Raw genomic sequence first — 18,519 nt, forward strand, 5'->3', positions numbered from 1 at the left:
ATTATCTGGGACAATTTTTAAAGAGATGTGAGATACGCGACCAGACGGGTCCGCTCGGCGTCGTCTAACTTGGCCCCGTAGCCGACCATGTCGTCCAGGACGGCGTTCCAGCCCGCCTCGTTCCTCTTCTCGGAAAAAACCCGGTCCAGGGTGTGGCAAACCGTGCAGCGTTCTTCGAGAAGCGCCTTCTCGCCGGTCGAGGTCTCGACGGCGACGGTTCCCCCGGCGGAGGCGTCGTCAGCGGTATTATCCCCCCCGCCGTCACAGGCTATGAGAAGAAGAGCTAAGAATAGGCAGCATAGCAAGATACGCATTATTTCACCTCTAAGCGGTCTTATACTCGTCATAAATGAGCGGGGTCGTGCATTGGGTCAGCCACCCAGCACACGCTCGATTTCCTCCAGTGTGGTCAGGCCGCGCTTGAACTTCTGTACCGCCGAATGGCGCAGCGTCTGCATCCCCTGCTCCACGGCGTACTCGCGCATGGCCCGCTCGCCGGCCTGCTCGCCGATCATCGTCCGGAGTGCATCGTCAATCATGAGTATCTCGAAGATGCCCACCTGCCCCGCGTAGCCCAGTCCGAGGCAGTTCTCGCAGCCCGAGCCGACGAAGCTGGCCACCCCCTCCATCTCCGAAGGTTTCAGGCCGAATTTTGCCAAAAGCTCCGGCGGGTAGGTTATCGGCTCCTTGCAGTTGGGGCAGATGCGCCTGAGCAGGCGCTGGGCGATGACCGTGTTGAGGCTGGCGGCCAGCATGAACGGCTCCACGCCCATGTTGACCAGACGGTTGATGGTGCTGACGGCGTCGTTGGTGTGGACGGTGGAGAAGACCAGGTGGCCGGTCAAGGCGGCCTGGATGCAGATGTTGGCCGTCTCGATGTCGCGGACCTCGCCGACCAGAATAACGTTGGGGTCCTGGCGCAGGAAACCCCGCAGCGCCCGGGCGAAGCTCAACCCTATCTCCGCGTTGGCGTTGACCTGGTTCACCCCGTCCAGCTCGTACTCGACCGGGTCCTCCACGGTCATGATGTTGCGGGAGGGGTCGTTCAAAACCTTGACGGCGGCGTAGAGGGTGGTGGTCTTGCCGGAGCCGGTGGGGCCGGTGACGAGGATGACGCCGTTCTGCACGCCGATGGCATGCTCGAAAACGACCAGCTGCTCCTTGGTGAAGCCCAGCTCCTCCAGGGGGATGTTTATGGTGGACTTGCGCAAGAGACGCAGGGCCACCTTCTCGCCGGTGATGGTGGGGGCGGTGGAGACGCGGATGTCTATCGGCTCGTCCCGGGCGTCGAAGCGGATGGCCCCGTCCTGGGGCATGCGCCGCTCGGCGATGTCCAGGTTGGCCATGATTTTCAGGCGGCTGACGATGGCGTCGCGGTACTTGGCCTCGGGGGAGAGGACCTCGTGGAGGATGCCGTCCACGCGGTAGCGGATACGGAAGCGGTCGGCGTAGCTCTCCAGGTGGATGTCCGAGGACTTGTGGGCGAGGGCGTCGGCGATGAGGTCGTTGACGAAGTTGACGATGGGCGCCTCGTCGGTGGAGGTGGGCGCGGCGACGGTCGTCTTCGGCGGTTCGGGGGCCTCGACGATTGGCTCCTCCTTCTCGGGGGCGGGCCTGGGTTTCGCCTTTTTCTTCTTCGGCGGCTCGAGGCCGTAGAAACGCTCGATGGCGGCCAGCAACTGCTCCCGCGACGCCAACACGGGCTGGACGTCGTAGTCGGTGGCGAAACGGGCGGCGTCAATGGCCACCATGTCCCCCGGGTCCACCATGGCCAGCGCCAGGCGGTTCCCCCGGCGTTGGAGGGGGAGGATGGTGTGCTGTCGGGCGATTTCGGCGGGGACCTTCTTCAGGAGCCCCGCCTCGATCTCGACGTCGGTCAAGTCCACGTAGGGCAGGCCGAGGTGGCGCGATACGGCCGCCGCCAGCTCGCGGTCGTCCATCAGTCCGCTTTCCAGTGCCGCGGCGATGAAGCTGACGCCCTCCCGGGTCTGAATCACGACGATCTGCTCCAGGTCCTGTTGGGAGAGCGCGCCGGACTCGACCAGGGTCTGTTCCAGGCTGCGGATGGTTCACCCCCGTTCACGTGGGCTTTCAGCCCCTACACGTGGGTTCGCAGGATGTCGTACACCTCGTGGGCGTTCTCGGCGCCCTTGAGCCACTCACGGAGCGCCGGGGCGTGGAGGAGCCGCGAGATTTCGCCGAGGAGGATGACCACCTCGGCGGGGTTCCCCGCAGAACCGGCGATGGCGAAGACGAGTCTCACCGGCTGTTCGTCCATGCTCTGCCAGTCCACGTTCACCGAGGTGACGCCGACGGCCAGCCGCGATTTTGCGAGTTCTCCCAGCCGGCAGTGGGGGAGGGCGACCCCGTGGCCGATTCCGGTGCTTATCAACTCCTCGCGGGCTCCGATGGCCTCCGCTATGGTCGCGGCGTCGTGGAGCTCGTCCCGGAGGAGCTCCGCCATCTCGGCGATTATCCCCTCCTTCGTATCCGCCGCCAGGGGGACACGGATGCGCTCGAGGGTGAGGTAATTCAACAGAAGCTCGGACACTGCTACTCTTCCAGAATCTGCCTGACCTGTGAGAGCTCATCGCGTACGTGCCGGAGCCTCTCCGTGAGCTTCGCCCCGTCGGGCGTTCCCGCTTTGTCCAGGGCGAGCTGACGGCGCGCACCGGCGATGGTGAGCCCCACCTCGTCCAACAGGAGCTCCAGGCGCAGGACGAGCCCCAGGGCCTCGTAGGTGAGGAAGACCTCGTCCTCCTCCTCGAGGGCCAGCTCCCGCAGCTCGGGGAATTCCGAGAGCCAGTAGGAGACTTTGGTCACCGGCACGCCGGTCATCCGTTCGACCTGACCCAGACTGAAGCGTTCCAAGGGGGCTCCTTACGGTTTCGGGGATTTCCCCCCACCGGACGAAGGGGCGTTCTCCCGACCCTCGCGCAGCCTCTTCAGGTTGCTCCTGTGCATGAATATTACCAGAGCCGCCGCCAGAACGCCAAACCCGAACAGAATCCAGTTCATCCCGTTCCCGGTGAGGCCGAAGACCGTTATGACCGCCGGGTAGGCCACCGAGGCGGAGATGGTGGCCACGGAGACGATGCGGGTGGCGAAGGCCACGATTAAAAAGAGGCCCAGGGTGACGAGGCCGATCCAGGGGTCAAGGGCCACCGCCGCGCCGACGCCGGCCATCGCACCCTTGCCGCCCCGGAAGCCCAGGAAGGGTGTGAAGATGTGCCCCAGCATGACGGCCAGCATCAGCGCGCAGCCGTAGAGGGTGGGGTCGAGCCAGGTTACGGGGAAGAGTTGGGGGAGGAAATAGACACCGACAAAACCCTTGGCGCCGTCCAGAATGTAGGCCAGAACCCCGGGGACTTTTCCGCAGGTGCGCAGGACGTTGGTGGCTCCGACGTTCTTCGACCCCTCTTCGCGCAGGTCAATGCCCCGCCAGAGCCTGGCGACGAGCCAGCTCCAGGGGACGGAGCCCCAGACGACGGCGACGAGAAGGCCCAGGGTGAAGGTCAACGGCGTCCCCGCTTGTTCGACGCGCCGCCGGAAACGCTCCGGACGGCGTCGGTAGCCCCCTTCCGCCGGCGGGGCCCCTTCTCCGTTTTGTACTCGACGAAGAGCGGCACACCCGCCCAGCCGCCGGCCTCGCGCAGCCGGTTCTCCAGGAAGCGCCGCCAGGAGAAATGAAGCTCCGCCGCGCGGTTGGTGAAGACGGTGAAACCGGGCGGCCCGGCGTTGGTCTGCACGGCGTAGAGCAGATTCACCTCTTTTCCCCGATAAAGGGGCGGCGGGTGGTCCTCCTGGGCTTTCTGTACGACGCGGTTCAGCTCCGGCGTGGGCATCTTCCGCCCGAAGGACTCCGCCACCCGGCCGATTTCGTCCATCAGGAGCTTGAGGCCGAGCCCTTCGGTGGCGCTGGTGAAGGCCACCGGGATGTGGGCGGCGAAGCCCAGGAGCCCGTGGGCGTCCTCGGTCAGCCGTCGCCTTTCCGTGCGGTTCAGCTCCACCAGGTCGCACTTGTTGAAGACCAGAATCGCCGCCCGGCCCTCTTCCAACGCGTAGCCCAGAATCTTCGCGTCCTGGGTCACCAATCCCTGCACGGCGTCCACCAGCATGAGCACGAGGCGGCTGCGGCGGATGTGCTCCAGGGCGCGCACCACGGTGAGCCGTTCGAGGAGCTCACCGCGGACCTTCTTCTTTTTTCGCAGCCCGGCGGTGTCCACCAGGAGGTAGTCCTGTCCGCCGTATTTAAAAGGCACCCCCACGGCGTCGCGGGTGGTCCCCGGGACCTCCGAGGTTATCAGGCGGTTATCCCCGACCAGGGCGTTGACCAGTGAGCTCTTGCCCGAGTTGGGCCGCCCGACGATGGCGATGGGGAAAGGCCCGGCGTCCGGCTCTTCCCGAAAACCGCCCACGCGGCCCTCGATGGCTTCCAGAAGTTTTTTAAAGTTCCGCTTGCCCTTTGCCGAGAGCGGGATGACATCGGCGTCGAGCCCCAGTGAATAGAAATCGGCGGCGGCGGTCTCCAGCCGTTCGTTGTCGGCTTTGTTGGCCACGACGACGAGCGGTGCGCCCAGCCGGCGGAGTGCGTCGGCTATCTCGGAATCTTCGGGCAACAGGCCGTCTATGACGTCCACCACGAAGAGGACGAGATCGGCTTCGGCGAGGGCGATGCGACGCTGCTCGTCCACGAGCTGGCGCATCTCGGGGTCGGACTGGTCCCAGCCGCCGGTATCCACGACCCCGAACCGGCCGAAGGGCCAGTGCGCCTCGGCGTACATCCGGTCCCGCGTCACGCCGGGTATGGCGTCCACGATGGCCAGCCGCCGCCCGATGAGGCGGTTGAACAGGGTGGACTTCCCCACGTTGGTCCGGCCGACGATGACGACGGTGGGCGGCATCAGAGGAGCTCGTCCAGCTCGGCGGGATCGGTGAAATCCCGGGGCAGTAGGCCCTGGTCGTCCAGCAGGGCGAGGTAGGCGTCGAAAAGTTTTTCGGCCAGTGTCACGACGGTTTCAAAATCTTGAGCGCGCCACAGGGCGGGCGCCGTCTCCGCGTACCCCGCGGGCAGGAGCGGGAAGCCGGCGGCGTCGGCCAGCCCCCGGGAGTAGTCGTGGGTCACCCAGCGGCGGTTCAAGAGGCACAGGACGAGGTTCATCTCCAGGAGAAATTCGCAGATCGCGGGGTGGAGGTCGTCGGGGGCCTCCCGCACGGCGCAGGAGCGGATGCGGCCGTAGGACTCGAAGACCAGTTCGGGCAGCTTTTTTACCAGATAATCGCGGAAGCTTTCCGGAGGGACCGATTCGCCCAGCTCGAGCCACTTCGGCACCCAGTCGCCGTCGCCGGCCAGCGGCTCCAGCACGGAGAGAATCCCCATCACGACCGGCCACTCGCTGGACGGCTCGGTGAGAAGCCGTTCCAGCACTTCCAGCCTCTTCACCGTCACGACCACGTGGATGCCGTGGTAGCGGAAGATTACCGTTTCCAGCGGGCAGAGGTCGTCCACCACGCAGAAGAGCTCGAGGTCGCTCCACGGGGTGTCGGTTCCGCGCATGGTCGAACCGTAGAGGCCGCACAGGAGGAGGTCCTCCCCGAGCCGCTCGGAGAGCGACTGGGCCAGGCGCAGCGCCAGGTAGTAACGGTTGTCCTGGTCAAGCATCGTCGGGACGGGGGCCCTTCACCCCGGCTTGCTCGCGAGTGAGGCTGAAATACTCCAGGCAGAGGTCTATGTCGTTGGAGATCTCCACGTGGTCGGCGAATTTCAGCCGGTACTCGTCGCCCTTTCCGGCGACGATGACGAGGTCGCCCTTCCGCGCCAGGGCGAGGGCCCGGTGTATCGCCTCCCGGCGGTCGAGGACGATCGAGAGCTCGCAGGAGCCGTCAATGACGCCGGAGGCTATGCTTTCCGCGATTTTCGCCGGATCCTCGCGGCGCGGATCCTCGGTGGTCAGGATGACCACGTCGGCCAGCTCCCCGGCGACGCGGCCCATGTCCGGTCGTTTGGCGGCGTCCCGTTCCCCGGCGGAGCCGATGACGATTATCACCCGGCCCGCGGCGATGCGCCGGGCGGCGGTGAGCGCCTTGGCGATGCCGTCGGGCGTGTGGGCGTAGTCCACCACGACGTCGTAGTCCGACCCCACCTCGAGGAAGTGGAAGCGTCCCGGAATCTGGGGCAGCGTTTTAAGGCCCCCGGCGATGGCCGCGTCGTCCACCCCGAGCCCCCGGGCCAACCCGACGGCCAGGAGCGCGTTGTAAACGTCGTACTCGCCGACCAGCGGGGTTTCTATGGGCAATTTCCAAAAATCCTGGACCGCGGTGAAGGCCAGGGAGCGGCGGCCGTAGCGTATCCCCTCGGCGCGCAGCTCCGCGGTTTCCCCGAGCCCGTACAGAACGCGCCGGCCGCCGGGGACGGGCGTCCCGGCCACCAGCGGGTCGTCGGCGTTCAACAGGGCGACGGCCCCGGGCTCCAGTTGAGTGAACAGACGACACTTGGTGGCGTAGTAGCCCTCCAGCCGCCGGTGGTAGTCCAGGTGCTCCCGGGTGACGTTGGTGAAGCCCGCCGCGGCGAACACCAGGCCGTCAGTCCGCCTCTGGTCCAGAGCGTGGCTGGTCACCTCCATCACCACGTCCCGGAATCCCGAATCCACCGCCTCCCGCAAGAGGCCGTGGAGCTTGAGCGGCTCCGGCGTCGTCCAGTCCGCTTCCTCCCAACGGTCGCCGAGCCAGTAGCCCGTCGTCCCCAGCAGGGCCGCTTTCCGCCCCGCCGATCCCAGGATGCTCGCGATGATGTGGGCGCTGGTGGTCTTGCCGTTGGTTCCGGTGACGCCGACCAGGCGCAGTTTTTCCGCCGGGCGGCCGAACCAGTGGGCGGCGATCTGAGCCAGGGCCAGTCGCGGGTCCTCGCTCGTCGCCCAGGGCACGATCACCCCGGCCGGGGGTGGCGCAGGTGCTAAAACCGCCGCGGCGCGGCGTTCCAAGGCGTTGCCCAGGTAGGCCAGGGCGTCGTGACCCACACCGCCCATGGCGACGAAGAGGGTCCCCGGCTCGACCCGGCGGGAGTCGTAGGCGATTTTTTTTATTTCCGTGTCGCCCCGGACGAGCACCGCCGCCGGTACGTTTGAGATGAGGGCGCTGAAGCGCATGGGGCTCCCCCATTCGTTTGAATGTCATGGTATCACCGGGAGCGTCGGGCTGGCAAGCCCGGTCGTGGGGCGAAACGGTTTCCATCTCCCCGTGGGAGAAGGATTGCCTTACGGGGATGGGAGTGAGGGTTGCCTTAGAAAGAAACGGGAGGGTCAGGAGACCCTCCCCTACGGGTAAGGTGTGAATCGTGCATCACTCTCGTAGGGGCCGACCTTTAGGTAGGCCAATTTCCTCTCCCTTCTGGGGAGAGGTTTAGGGTGAAGGGCGGGATTTGCAACGGAAGAGGCGGCCCGCAGAGGGGCCGCCCTACATCCGGGTGAAAAGCGGTCAATATTGCAGCGTGTATATGTGAAAATCCGCCACTAAGCATGTCCGTCGCGCATCGTACCTGCGGTCACGCGCACCGCGACCGGGCGGACAAGAACGCCTTGCCCGCGCCCCGGTCCTCTGGTACAATGCGCCTTCCGAGGGAGCACGATGGGCAGGCCGTCCTGGGACGAGTACTTCATGCAGATCGCCGGGCTGGTGTCCACGCGCTCGACCTGCCTGCGGCGCAGGGTCGGGGCGGTGCTGGTCCGCGACAGGACCATACTGGCGACGGGCTACAACGGCGCTCCCCGGGGGTTGAAGCACTGCGCGGAGTTGGGCGGCTGCTACCGGGAACAACTGGGTGTGCCGTCCGGCGAGCGCCACGAAATCTGCCGGGGGACGCACGCCGAGCAGAACGCCATCGCCCAGGCCGCCCTGGTCGGTGTATCCACCAAGGATTCCACCATCTACGTGACGATCCACCCCTGCAGCATCTGCACGAAAATCCTGTTGAACGCGGGCGTGAGGAGGGTGGTCTACGCCGAGGGCTACCCCGACGAACTGGCCCGTTACCTGATCGAGGAGGCCCGGAACCTGGGTTTGTTGGAGGTCATCTGCCTGGGGGAGTAGAGCGATCGGCGGCGCACTTTGGGATAACGCTGTTGAGAGGACGAGGGGTTTAAACCCCTTGCCTCTGACACGGGATGAGGAGGGCCTGGGGTGGGGATTTTCGAAAAACTGGTCGAGGGCGGCCACGAGCAGCTCATCTTCTGCCAGCACCGCCCGACCAAGCTGCGCGCCCTGATCGCCATCCACAACACGACTTTGGGGCCGGCGCTGGGCGGATGCCGAATCCGGAATTACCCCACCGAGGACGACGCCGTGGCCGACACGCTCCGTCTGGCGGAGAGTATGACCTATCAGGCGGCGCTGGCCAACTACGACGCCGGCGGGGGGATGACCGTCATCTGGGGAGAGCCGGAGATAAAAGAGGACGAGGCTGTTCTGCGCGCCTTCGGTCGCTTCCTGAACGGCATCGGCGGCCGCATCGTCACCTTCTCCGACCTGGGCACCGACGACGACGACATGCGCTCGGTGGGCATCGAGACGCCCCACGTCATCGCCAGTTCCCCCCACGAGGTCCCCTCGGATGTGGGGGCGGCCTGGGGGGTGTTCTACGGCATCACCGCCTGCCTGAACACCGTTTTCAACAGCTCCAGCGTGCAGGACCGGACCGTCGTCATCCAGGGCGTGGGGGGCGTGGGCAGCGCCCTGGCTTCGATCCTCGTCCAGATGGGCGCAAAGCTCTACATTTCCGACCTGAAGTACGACCCCCTGAAGGCGATTCAGGACCTCCACCCCGACGTGGAGATGGTCCGGACGGACGAGATTTACGACTTGCCGTGCGACATCTTCAGCCCCTGCGCCGTTGGGGGAGTGATAGACGCCGACACGGTGGAGCGCCTGCGGTGCAAGATCGTGGCCGGCGCCGCCTTCAACGTCCTCTCCGACGCCTCCTTGGCGCTGCGTCTCGAGGAGCGGGGAATCCTCCTCGCGCCGGAATTCGTGATAAACGCCGGCGACGTCCTGATGATGAACCGCCCGGGCGGCATGGCCGACCTCGAGGAGGTCAAACGGGCGACGCGCCAGATATACCTGAACCTTTCCAAGGTCTTCGCCCGCGCCAGACAGATGGGCGTTCCACCGCTCTTCGCCGCCCAGGAGATGGCGCGCGAGAAGATAGCCCGCATCGGAAAGACCAAGTCAATCATGTGCTAGGGCACAAACAACGGGGAGAATCACCAGATGTGTAAGATAGCTGCGGTCGTTGGCCGCGAAGTTCTCGACTCCCGGAGCAACCCCACCGTGGAAGTCGAGGTCCTGACCAACGGGGAGAAGATCGGTCGGGCCACGGTCCCCTCGGGGGCCAGCACCGGCGAGCACGAGGCCGTCGAGCTGCGCGACGGAGACAAGTCGCGCTACCGCGGCCTGGGCGTTCTCAACGCCGTGAAGAATGTGAACACGGAGATACGCGAGCTCCTGGTGGGGATGAACCCCCTGGACCAGGAGAACATAGACCGGGCGCTGATCGAGCTGGACGGCACTCCGAACAAGGGCCGCCTGGGGGCCAACGCCATCCTGGGGGCCAGCATCGCCGTGGCCAAGGCGGCGGCCCAGCACTACGACATACCGTTGTACCGCTACCTGGGCGGTGCCGCGGCCCACGTCATGCCCGTGCCCATGTTCAACATCCTCAACGGGGGTGTCCACGCCGACAACAATGTGGACATACAGGAGTTCATGATCTGCCCCACGGGCTTCCCCAGCTTCCGCGAGGCGCTGCGGGCCGGCTCGGAAATTTTCCACGCCCTGGCCCGGGTGCTCAAGAAGCAGGGGCACACCACGGACGTGGGCAACGAGGGCGGCTACGCCCCCAACCTCAAGTCCAACGCCGAGGCCTTCGAAAAGCTCATCGAGGCCATAGATCTCGCCGGATATAAACCGGGGGGCGACGTATGGATTGCCATAGACGCCGCCGCCAACAGCTTCTATAAGGACGGTAATTACCGTCTGGAGGCCGTGGGCAAGACCTTCGACTCCGCCGGCCTCATCAAAATCTACTGCGAGTGGGCCGACATCTACCCGCTCATCTGCATCGAGGACGGCCTGGCCGAGAACGACTGGGAGGGCTTCATCGAGCTCACACGCCTGCTGGGCGACCGTATCCAGATCGTGGGCGACGACATCTACGTCACCGACGTGGACAAATTGCGGGAGGGGATCAGGCGCAAGGCCTCCAACTCGATACTTATCAAGTTCAACCAGATAGGCACGGTGAGCGAAACGCTCCTCACGATGCGCACCGCCTTCCGCTCAGAGATGACCTGCGTCGTCAGCCACCGCTCCGGGGAAACGGAGGACTCCGCCATCGCCCACCTGGCCGTGGCCACCAACTGCGGCATGATCAAGGCCGGGGCCCCCAACCGCGGCGAGCGCCTGGTCAAGTACAACGAGCTCCTGCGGATAGAGGAGGCGCTGGAGACCTCGGAGTACGCCGGCATGGATGCGTTCAACGCCGACGTCGGCAAGAACGGAGGGTGATGAACACGGTACTGGACGCAATCTACGCGGTTCCACTGCTGGTCGTGCTACTCCTGGCCGGTTGCGCCAGCGGCTCCGAGGAGGCCGGGTGGACGCCCATGCCCGACCTGGAACGACTCCCCCCGTCGGCCGTCGGGGGTTTCGGGACGCGGGAGGGCGGGGAGGTCATGCGCTTCGACGGGAAGGACTTCCTCGTCGCGCGTGTGTGGAGCGCCGAGGAGCTCAACGCACCCCTGACGCAGAAGCCCTGCGCCTACTGGTGGTACGAGGCGGCCTGGGAGGAGCCCGACGTCAGCCACCACATCACGACCCAGATTTCAAAAAACACGCTCTACGTGGAAATGGGCGGCAAGCTGATCGAGGTGGGGCAGGCCAAGCGGGGCTTCGCCCCCCAGTACGTAAAAACCTTCGCCCGGGGCGAAGAGCCCGAGCACATGCGCTTCGTGGACTGGAATTTCTACGATTTCCCCGAGGCGACCTACGAGGAGTGGACCCTCGTGCAGGGCGGCGAGTACAGAATCCGCGTCGAGGTCTTCGGCTCGGCCTACGAGGACGATTCGGGCGACATCGTTTACGAGACGTACTACCACTACACCTTCCTCGAATTGCTCGATTGAAGGGATGATTGGGTAGTCGGCCTTTGTGGATGTGTAAGGCGGGGGCTCTGCACCCCGCCCGTTTTTCGGGCCGACCTAAAGATCGGCCCCTACGAGGTTAACGCACGATTAACGCCTTGCCCGTAGGGGCGGGTGTCTACACCCGCCCGCGGTCATTCACCGTTATGGGCTACGAATGTAGAGCGGGGATTCCTATTCCCGCTGTTTTTGCTTCGACCCTCACCCCAACCCTCTCCCTATGAGGGAGAGGGTGGATAAGGCGGCCCTCACCCCAGCCCGCGTCTCGCGGGTTGTGATGACGTAGGGGCCGACCGACGGCGCGCCGTTCAGGTCGGCCAGCGGGCGACCGTGGACGGTCGCCCCTACGGTCGGGATTCGCTGGGTATGTACGTAGGGGCGGGTGTCCACACCCGCCCGTTTTCAATCGAATCCTAAATGTTGGGCGGGGACTTTAATCCCCGCCGCTTTTTCAAATGCAGCCCTCACCCTCGGTCCCTCTCCCACAGGGAGAGGGAGGCCGTGGCGATCCGTTACCCCCCGTTGCCCAGACGGCTCAGGGAGACCAGCGCTCGGGCCCACACAGCCCAGTCGCCCTCCTCCGCCGCGGTCGGGGCGGCCTCTCTCAAAAACCCATCATCGCCCAAAAACTCACCGGCGAATAGCAGCAAGGCGGCTTTGTAAATACAGCGCTCCAGCCCCGCGTTTATGCTCTCCATCGCCACGGAGGGGTTGGTCTCGGCCCGCGCCAGGGCCAGGTAGCCGTCGGGCAGCTCGGGGGAGAGCACGACGGCCTGCTGCGCCGCCTTCCGGGCGTGGTAAACGTCGCCCAGGTCTAAGTACACCCGCGACAGGTCGGCGAGGATCGAGCCTTCGGCGAAGGGCGCTTCGGCCGCCCGCTGGAGGGTGGCCAGCGCCGCCAGGTCGTCGCCCCGCCCCCGCTGGGCCCGGGCTATTGAAAGCTCCAGCCGGGCGGGATCCAGGGCGCTCCCCCGCAGTTCGAGAAATTCCTCCTCGGCGCGTTGGTAGTCCCCGGCGGCGAGGAGCGCCTGTCCCAGGTTGAGCCTCGCCGGGAGCATCCCGGAATTTTGGTCGAGGGCCAGTTCCTGGTAGCGCACCGCCCCGGCGTAGTCGCCCCGGGCGTAGGCCTCGGTGCCCAGGTTGTTGTAGCCCACGGCGAGGTTGTCGTAGGCCCGCGTGACCTCCGGCTTGTAGGCCGTGGCGGCGACGAAGGGTATCAGAATTGCCGCGGTGAAAACCGCGCTCAGCCTGAACTTTTTGCTGAATTTCCACCGCCTCCGGAGGCGGATGAGCCGAATGACGCGCTCGACGAACAGACCCGCGCCGATTATCACCAGCGGAATCACCGGGAAGCGGAACCGGGCGGTGACGAAGAATGGGAGTAGCACGACGGCGTAGGCCAGGGCGATGACGCCCAGGACCCGCGCCCCCCGGCGTCGGCCGAGGACCAGCCCCGCCGCGCCCAGGGGCAGAAGAACGTACAGGCTCAACCAGGGCCACTTCAGCAGCGGGACGAACTCACCCTCGAAGTAGAAGTTTTCCACCTGGGGGTACTCGAAGCCGTTGAGCACGAGGAGCGCCCGCTTCCCGAAAAGGCCCGCGATGCGCCAGGGGTCCTTCTCCAACTCCTCGACGAACCGTTGGGTCCAGTAGGCGGATACCCCCGAGTCGGAGGGCGGCGGGTCGCCCCTCTCGGCCGCCTCGCGCTCCGCCGGCCAGCGGGCGGTGAAGTCCAGGCTGTAGGCGGCCGTTGAGTAGGGCCGATAGAGCCCCACGGCGCCGGGCTGGTTGCCCAGGTAGAGGTTGAGGCCGCCGTTGGTGGACAGGGGCACGAAATGCCCGTCGGCCAGGCTGTTGGCGAGGGTAACCGGAGCGACGACGACGACCGCCGCGGCGACGAGAAGCCCCAGCTCCTTGAATGCCGACCTTTTATCCCGTTTCAGCCGCCGGAGGAAGAGATAGATTCCCACCGCGGCCGCCGGAACCGCTAAAAGGCCGTGGGCCAGCGTCGCCAGGGCGAAGGCGACTCCGATTCCCACGGCGGTCCACCGCCCCGGTCGTTGAAGATGTCGCACGGCGAGGTAAGTCCCCAGAACCGCGAGGAACGTCGTCAGGGTCGTGGGCAACAGGAGGGTTTCGGTGAAGAAGAACTGGGAGTAGAGCACCGCCGCGCCGAGAATGCCCAGAGCCCACCAGCGGCCCGTCAGCCGCCGCGCCGTCCGCCAGATGAAAAAGAGCGCCACCAGGCCGAGGAGCGCCTGTAGCACCCGCACCGTCCACCAGCTCCCGCCCGCCAGCGCGTACACGCCGCCCAGCGTCATCTGGTAGAGGGGGCTCATGAAGAACGGCAGCTCGGGCCCTTCGCCGGCGGCGATCCCCAGCGCCTGGGTGTGGTAGTACCGCTCGTCTATGCCGAGGTAATCCCCGAAGGGGCTGTCGGCGAGCTGTAGAAGCAGGACCAGCCGGATGACCGCGGCGACGAGGAGCGCCACGGCGAACCAGAAGCGGTCGTCGCGCCAGGGATGCCGCCGATCCAGTGGCTTAGCTGGCGGGTAGAGTTTCACCGGGGTGGAGCTCGGCGGTTTTTTCGGGGTCGTTCGAGATTGATAATTTTATGATTTTACTGGAGTTGTTGGCGATTCCACCCTCCCCGGCGAACAGTCGTTCGGCGGCCTTTGTGTGCTCGATGAATTCCCCCGCCGGGCCGCACCAGGCGCCGTTCTCCCGGGCGTGGGCCAGGATTTTTCGAAAAACTTCGCCCCAGCCGGGGTAGGCCGGACCGAAGACCCGCTGGTGCCAGAGGATGCAACAGGCGGCGCCCGCCTCACGCGCGGCGTCGAGATACGGTAGGACGCGGCTCCAGGCGTCCTCCACGTCCACCTCGCCATCGCCGTATTTTTTAAAGAGCGCGCCGTCCATCACCACGAGAGGAAGCTCAAACAGGACAGAATCGAAGACCCGGTACGGCCCGCCGGTGCCGACGCGGTAGCCGGGGCCGTCGGGGAAACCGAGGCTGGAATCGTAAGCCGGCCCGGCCTGCGCGATTAGGCCGAGGTCGTCGGGACCGCGCAGGTGGAGGTAGTGCGCCCGACCGCCGGTGGGGGGGAAGCCGGTCGCCCGCTCGAAGGCGGCCAGCTCCGCGCCGAGTTTTTCAAAGTCGCCGGCGGTCTCGTAGCCGTAGTGGACGCCGATTTCCTGACCGGTCCGTTTAAGAAAAGCCAGCTCAAGCTTGAGCCTGTTGAATTTGTACTCCGGGTCCCAGCGCCCCCGGCGCCCGGCGTGGAAGAGATACGTCGCCCGGTTCGGAGCGTCGGCCGCGACGCAATCGTCCAGGCACCGGTGGCGGTCGGGTTCGCGCAGCAGACGGAACATCCGCCCCGCGGCCCGCAGGTGCGTTTTCGAGAATTTGATCAGCCCCGCGGCCAGGAGGCGCAGGGCCCGCCGGAAGCTCCGCTCGCTCAGCGAGTCCACGTCGTGGGTCAGGACGACCGACCAGTCCGCCCCTTCGGGATGGCGCCCGTACCTGACGACGGTGTTCCTGACGGCGAGTGCGCCGGCGAAGAAACGGCCCCATTCCTCGAGCCGGGGGCGCTCGAAGGTTTCCGGCGGGAGGGCGCTCGTACCCAGACAGAGGCGGCCGTGGGCGTCGCGCCGCTCGGGGAAACGCCGCTCTTCCTCCTGCGTTAAGAGATACCACGCCGTCGCCAGGGGGTCCGCCGCGAGGTGAACGCGGTCCCCGTCGAGTGTGACGAGGTTTTTCCCGGATTTATCCGCATACAGCGTTTTGCCCGGAAGCCGGGCCTCGGCGTCGCCGAAGAGGGCGAATAGCTCCCTGGGCCAATCGAAGGGGCCCGGCGGTTCGCCCTGGAGTCTGAGAAGCACGCCGGTCGGCTCGGTCGCCCTCGCAGGGTGGATGGTGATGTCCCCCTCCACCCCGTAGCCCACCGACGCTCCCTCCACGGGGACGAGGACGCCGCCCAGGCGCAGGATTTCGCCAAAAGCGTACTCCAGCCGCCGGCGGCGCGTCGGCTCTACGTCATCGCTGAAGAGGAGCCTAACCACCCCGCAGCACCCTTCGCAGACCCTTCATGAATCGGCGGGTCTTGGCGAACACGACCCGGGTCTGGAAGTAGGGGACCAGGTCCCCGCCGAAACCACGCTTGAAGCGGCAGAGATGCTCCGTGTTGGCGCCCACGAAATCCAGGTTTTTGCCGTCCTTTGCCGACTCCTCCAGGACACGGGCGACGAGGGCGGTGGGCGATCCGTCGCCGTGCCCCGCCGCGTCGCTGGCCGCGAGGGTGTAGTACCCGGCGGATGCGTCCCGGCCCAGGAGGACGGCGGCCGTATCCGTCTCGAAAATCGTCCCCCGACCCGCAAGTCCCCGGACAAGCGCCTCCGGGGCATGGGGCAGGCGCTGGCGGTCCATGCCTTCCCGGTGCAGCCGGTAAAGCGTTTCCCACGTATCGGCGACGCGGACGACGATGCCCGACTCGCGGGATTTTTTCAACTGGCGGCGGGTGGCCGAATCCCAGGCGTCTTCGTCTGCCGGGGGGACGAGGTAGGTGTAACGCGGAATAACCTCCCATCCCAGGCGCAGGAAGGGCCGCGCGTCGGTCACGTGGGGCGGGTGGATGAAGGCGGCCTCGACGAGCCCCAGGCCGCGCATATACTCGTCCACCGCGCGCACCGTTTTCTCCCAGACCGACTCGCCCCTCCCCGGCGCCGGGTCCGCGATCGGTACTTCCCAGATACCCCAGTACTGGCCCAGGGGCGGCAGGACGCCGGTTTTTCCCTCCCGCAGGAGGGGGAAGAGGGCCCGCGTCTCCCCGCCGGAGCTCACCTCGAAGAGCTCGACGGCGTCGCGAAAAACCTCCCGGACGGCGTCCAGGTAATCGGTGAGGTAGTACGCGCCGAGGCCCATGAGTGTCGGCCTATCGCCCCTGAGAGCCCTGACTTCGAAATCGGCCATGCCCCCGCCTTTCGACCTCAATTATAGCATTAAGGCGCGGGCACGCGCCCGATTGACCCAGGGCCGCCGGGATGCTAGGCTTTACCCGTCGGTCAACCGTGGAGGAAAGACGCCGTGCGTCTCTTCGTGGCGGCGGAGATACCACCCGGGGTGCAGGAAAAACTTGCCGCGGTGCGGAGCGCCTCGCGCGACTCCGCCTGGCGGTGGGTGGCGGCGGGGAACGTCCACCTGACGCTGAAATTCCTGGGGGAGACGGACGAGGGGCTGGTTCCACGGATAAAAGAAGCCCTGGCCGCGGTCTGTCGTCCTCTCACTCCCTTCGAGCTCGGCCTGACCGGTCTGGGAACGCTCCCCCCCTCGCACCCCCCGGCGGAGGGGGACCGAAGGCCGCCGAGACCGCCGAGGGTCCTCTACGCCGGTCTGGACCGGGGGACGGTCGAGCTGCGGAGGCTGTCGCTGGGCGTCGAGGATGTTATGGTCGCTCTCGGTTTTCAAAAGGAGAGGCGCCTCTTTACGCCCCACGCCACCCTGGCCCGGGTGCGCAAGGAGCAGCGCCCCCGGGACGCGGCGGAGCTTTTAGGGCGGTTCGAGGGTAAAAGTTTCGGCGCCTGGCGCTGCGGGGGGGCGGTGCTCTTTTTGAGCGAGTTGGGCCCCGGCGGGGCGCGTTACACGGCGCTGGGAGAGTTTCCCTTCGGCGTATAAATTTAGCGGCCATCGCGGACCGCTTTTTCACCCCTCACCCCGGCTCGTTAAATGACCCGTCCCCTCTCCCTTTCAGTGGAGAGGCTCGCCTACGGGACGGGGTGAGGGTCGGGGTCAGGAACGTGAAAACGGCGGCCCGCAGAGGGGCCGCCCTACGTTTGGTATTCGATGGTCATTGGCTTTTACTGCCGTAGGGGCGGGTGTCCACACCCGCCCGTAATAATTCACCGTCAATGCCAACGAAACGGTTTACATGACCATCCCGCCGTCTATGTTGATTATCTGTCCGGTGACGTAATCCGCCGCGGGGGAGCAGAGGAAGGCGATAACCGCCGCCACGTCCTCGGGCGTCCCGGGCCGCCCCAGGGGGACGGCGGTCAGGAAGGCCTTCTTCACCTCTTCGGGCAGGCCGGCGGTCATCTCGGTCTCGATGAAACCCGGGGCCACGGCGTTGACGGTGATCCCGCGCCCGCCCAGCTCCTTGGCCAGGCTCTTGGTCAGTCCCAGGAGCCCCGACTTGCTGGCGGCGTAGTTGGCCTGCCCCACGTTGCCGGTGAGGCCCACCACGCTGGTGACGTTGACGATGCGGCCCCTGCGCGCCTTCTGCATCGGGCGGACCACGGCCTTGCAGCAGTTATAGGCCCCGGTGAGGTTGACCCGCAGGACCAGGTCCCAGTCCTCGGGCCGCATGCGCATGAGGAGGCCGTCGCGGGTTACGCCGGCGTTGTTGACCAAAACCTCGACGGTGCCGAAGGCCTTCGTCACTTCCTCGGCCGCGGCCTGGACGGCGTCGAAGTTTCCCACGTCCACGCCCCAGCCCTTCGCCCGTCCGCCCCCGGCGGTGATTTCCCCTGCGGTTCTCTCCGCCCCCGGGGCGTCGAGGTCCCAGACGGCGACGGGGAACTCCCGCGCCAGCGCCCGGGCCACGGCTGCACCGATGCCGCGGGCCCCGCCGGTCACGATCGCCGCGCCTCTCTCTCCCATGATTCCTCCTAAAGTCCCGACTCGTCCAACTCTACCTTGGCCTCGGCGAGGGACTTGCCCCAAAGGGCCAGCTCCTCCGCGGCCCGGGTCATGCGTTCCGACGCCTCCTCGCGGCTCAAGAGCAGAACTTCGGCGGCGGTGACGGCGGTCTGGTTGAGCATTTCCGCGAACCGCTCCACCTCGTCCAGGGCGGCGGCGACCATCTCCTCGGCCCGGTCGCTCGTTTTCCCGATGCGCCGGGCGTCGCGGTTGACACGGTCGGCGAGCCCCACGGCCCGCAGCCGCGAAGAAAGGGCGATCAGAGCCCGCAGCGCCTCCCGCCGGGCTTCCCCGATGAGCTCCTCGTCCAGGGTTTCCGTCTTTTCCCAGAAGTTGACGAACACCCGCTCGATGACGGCCAGGCGCGACCGGAAGCGGTGCGACAGGCCGCTGAAACCGGACAGCTCGCGCAGGACGGAGCGCGCGATGTGGACCGGGCGCCCCGTGGTCGCCGCGGACCAGACCACGTAGCCTATCACGGCGATGGCGAGGAGGCCGACGGAGGGCCAGAACCAGGCGAGGACGAGGCTGAAGATGACCGCCGTCCCCAGAAGAACGACCAGGAGCGTAAGCCGCGACGCACTCAGAAAAGCGCGTCGGAAAACCGCCTTCTTCTGCCAGGGCTCGAGCATT

18 protein-coding genes are annotated in these 18,519 nt (G+C 66.3%); 5 read left to right on the top strand and 13 right to left on the bottom strand.

Going from position 1 to position 18,519, the window contains the following annotated elements; genetic code table 11:
• Window positions 1–17 precede the first annotated feature (17 nt).
• The 8 genes from VM054_05195 to VM054_05230 form a co-directional block, all read right to left on the bottom strand.
• Complete coding sequence (locus VM054_05195) at window positions 18–314, bottom strand: hypothetical protein (protein ID HUT98457.1); 297 nt, start codon at window positions 312–314, stop codon at window positions 18–20.
• A 57-nt stretch (window positions 315–371) separates the two neighbouring features.
• The gene (locus tag VM054_05200; protein ID HUT98458.1) at window positions 372–1,997 is read right to left on the bottom strand and encodes an ATPase, T2SS/T4P/T4SS family; all 1,626 of its coding nucleotides are present in this window, start codon (window positions 1,995–1,997) and stop codon (window positions 372–374) included.
• 101 nt (window positions 1,998–2,098) lie between these two features.
• Complete coding sequence (locus VM054_05205) at window positions 2,099–2,551, bottom strand: PTS sugar transporter subunit IIA (protein ID HUT98459.1); 453 nt, start codon at window positions 2,549–2,551, stop codon at window positions 2,099–2,101.
• 2 nt (window positions 2,552–2,553) lie between these two features.
• Window positions 2,554–2,871 (bottom strand): MerR family transcriptional regulator, encoded by a 318-nt coding sequence (locus VM054_05210; GenBank protein ID HUT98460.1) that lies wholly within the window; start codon window positions 2,869–2,871, stop codon window positions 2,554–2,556.
• 9 nt (window positions 2,872–2,880) lie between these two features.
• Window positions 2,881–3,519, bottom strand: a complete 639-nt coding sequence (locus tag VM054_05215; GenBank protein HUT98461.1) for a glycerol-3-phosphate acyltransferase — start codon at window positions 3,517–3,519, stop codon at window positions 2,881–2,883.
• Complete coding sequence (gene der / locus VM054_05220; protein HUT98462.1) at window positions 3,516–4,904, bottom strand: ribosome biogenesis GTPase Der; 1,389 nt, start codon at window positions 4,902–4,904, stop codon at window positions 3,516–3,518. The genes VM054_05215 and der overlap by 4 nt, the downstream gene beginning before the upstream one ends.
• On the bottom strand, window positions 4,904–5,662 hold the full coding sequence (locus VM054_05225; protein ID HUT98463.1) for a hypothetical protein: 759 nt from the start codon (window positions 5,660–5,662) through the stop codon (window positions 4,904–4,906). The genes der and VM054_05225 overlap by 1 nt, the downstream gene beginning before the upstream one ends.
• Window positions 5,655–7,145, bottom strand: coding sequence for a UDP-N-acetylmuramoyl-L-alanyl-D-glutamate--2,6-diaminopimelate ligase (locus tag VM054_05230; protein ID HUT98464.1), 1,491 nt, complete (start codon window positions 7,143–7,145; stop codon window positions 5,655–5,657). Before VM054_05230 ends, VM054_05225 begins: the two co-directional genes overlap by 8 nt.
• A gap of 478 nt (window positions 7,146–7,623) precedes the next feature.
• Between VM054_05230 and VM054_05235 the strand changes: the two genes are divergently transcribed.
• From VM054_05235 to VM054_05250, 4 genes are all read left to right on the top strand, one after another.
• Window positions 7,624–8,085 (top strand): dCMP deaminase family protein, encoded by a 462-nt coding sequence (locus VM054_05235; GenBank protein ID HUT98465.1) that lies wholly within the window; start codon window positions 7,624–7,626, stop codon window positions 8,083–8,085.
• A gap of 90 nt (window positions 8,086–8,175) precedes the next feature.
• Complete coding sequence (locus VM054_05240) at window positions 8,176–9,234, top strand: Glu/Leu/Phe/Val dehydrogenase dimerization domain-containing protein (protein HUT98466.1); 1,059 nt, start codon at window positions 8,176–8,178, stop codon at window positions 9,232–9,234.
• Window positions 9,235–9,261: 27 nt separating this feature from the next.
• A complete protein-coding gene (gene eno, locus VM054_05245; protein HUT98467.1) occupies window positions 9,262–10,557 on the top strand; it encodes a phosphopyruvate hydratase in 1,296 nt (431 codons plus the stop codon).
• Window positions 10,557–11,174 carry a hypothetical protein gene (locus tag VM054_05250; protein ID HUT98468.1) on the top strand — a complete coding sequence of 206 codons (618 nt, stop codon included), beginning with the start codon at window positions 10,557–10,559 and terminating at the stop codon, window positions 11,172–11,174. The genes eno and VM054_05250 overlap by 1 nt, the downstream gene beginning before the upstream one ends.
• A gap of 530 nt (window positions 11,175–11,704) precedes the next feature.
• Here the strand turns inward: VM054_05250 and VM054_05255 are convergent.
• Genes VM054_05255 through VM054_05265 form a run of 3 tightly spaced genes read right to left on the bottom strand, consistent with a single transcriptional unit; the run spans window position 11,705 to window position 16,161 of the window.
• Window positions 11,705–13,756, bottom strand: a complete 2,052-nt coding sequence (locus VM054_05255; GenBank protein ID HUT98469.1) for a glycosyltransferase family 39 protein — start codon at window positions 13,754–13,756, stop codon at window positions 11,705–11,707.
• Window positions 13,734–15,254 (bottom strand): hypothetical protein, encoded by a 1,521-nt coding sequence (locus VM054_05260; protein ID HUT98470.1) that lies wholly within the window; start codon window positions 15,252–15,254, stop codon window positions 13,734–13,736. The genes VM054_05255 and VM054_05260 overlap by 23 nt, the downstream gene beginning before the upstream one ends.
• Complete coding sequence (locus tag VM054_05265; protein ID HUT98471.1) at window positions 15,247–16,161, bottom strand: hypothetical protein; 915 nt, start codon at window positions 16,159–16,161, stop codon at window positions 15,247–15,249. The genes VM054_05260 and VM054_05265 overlap by 8 nt, the downstream gene beginning before the upstream one ends.
• Window positions 16,162–16,275: 114 nt before the next feature.
• Here VM054_05265 and thpR point away from each other — a divergent pair, with 114 nt between their 5' ends.
• Window positions 16,276–16,863 carry an RNA 2',3'-cyclic phosphodiesterase gene (gene thpR / locus VM054_05270; protein HUT98472.1) on the top strand — a complete coding sequence of 196 codons (588 nt, stop codon included), beginning with the start codon at window positions 16,276–16,278 and terminating at the stop codon, window positions 16,861–16,863.
• A 249-nt stretch (window positions 16,864–17,112) separates the two neighbouring features.
• Here the strand turns inward: thpR and fabG are convergent, their stop codons facing one another.
• The gene (gene fabG / locus VM054_05275) at window positions 17,113–17,850 is read right to left on the bottom strand and encodes a 3-oxoacyl-[acyl-carrier-protein] reductase (protein ID HUT98473.1); all 738 of its coding nucleotides are present in this window, start codon (window positions 17,848–17,850) and stop codon (window positions 17,113–17,115) included.
• A 5-nt stretch (window positions 17,851–17,855) separates the two neighbouring features.
• Window positions 17,856–18,518 (bottom strand): hypothetical protein, encoded by a 663-nt coding sequence (locus tag VM054_05280; protein ID HUT98474.1) that lies wholly within the window; start codon window positions 18,516–18,518, stop codon window positions 17,856–17,858.
• Window position 18,519 lies beyond the last annotated feature (1 nt).

This window comes from bacterium (genome assembly GCA_035528375.1).
GTDB lineage: Bacteria > RBG-13-66-14 > RBG-13-66-14 > RBG-13-66-14 > RBG-13-66-14 > RBG-13-66-14.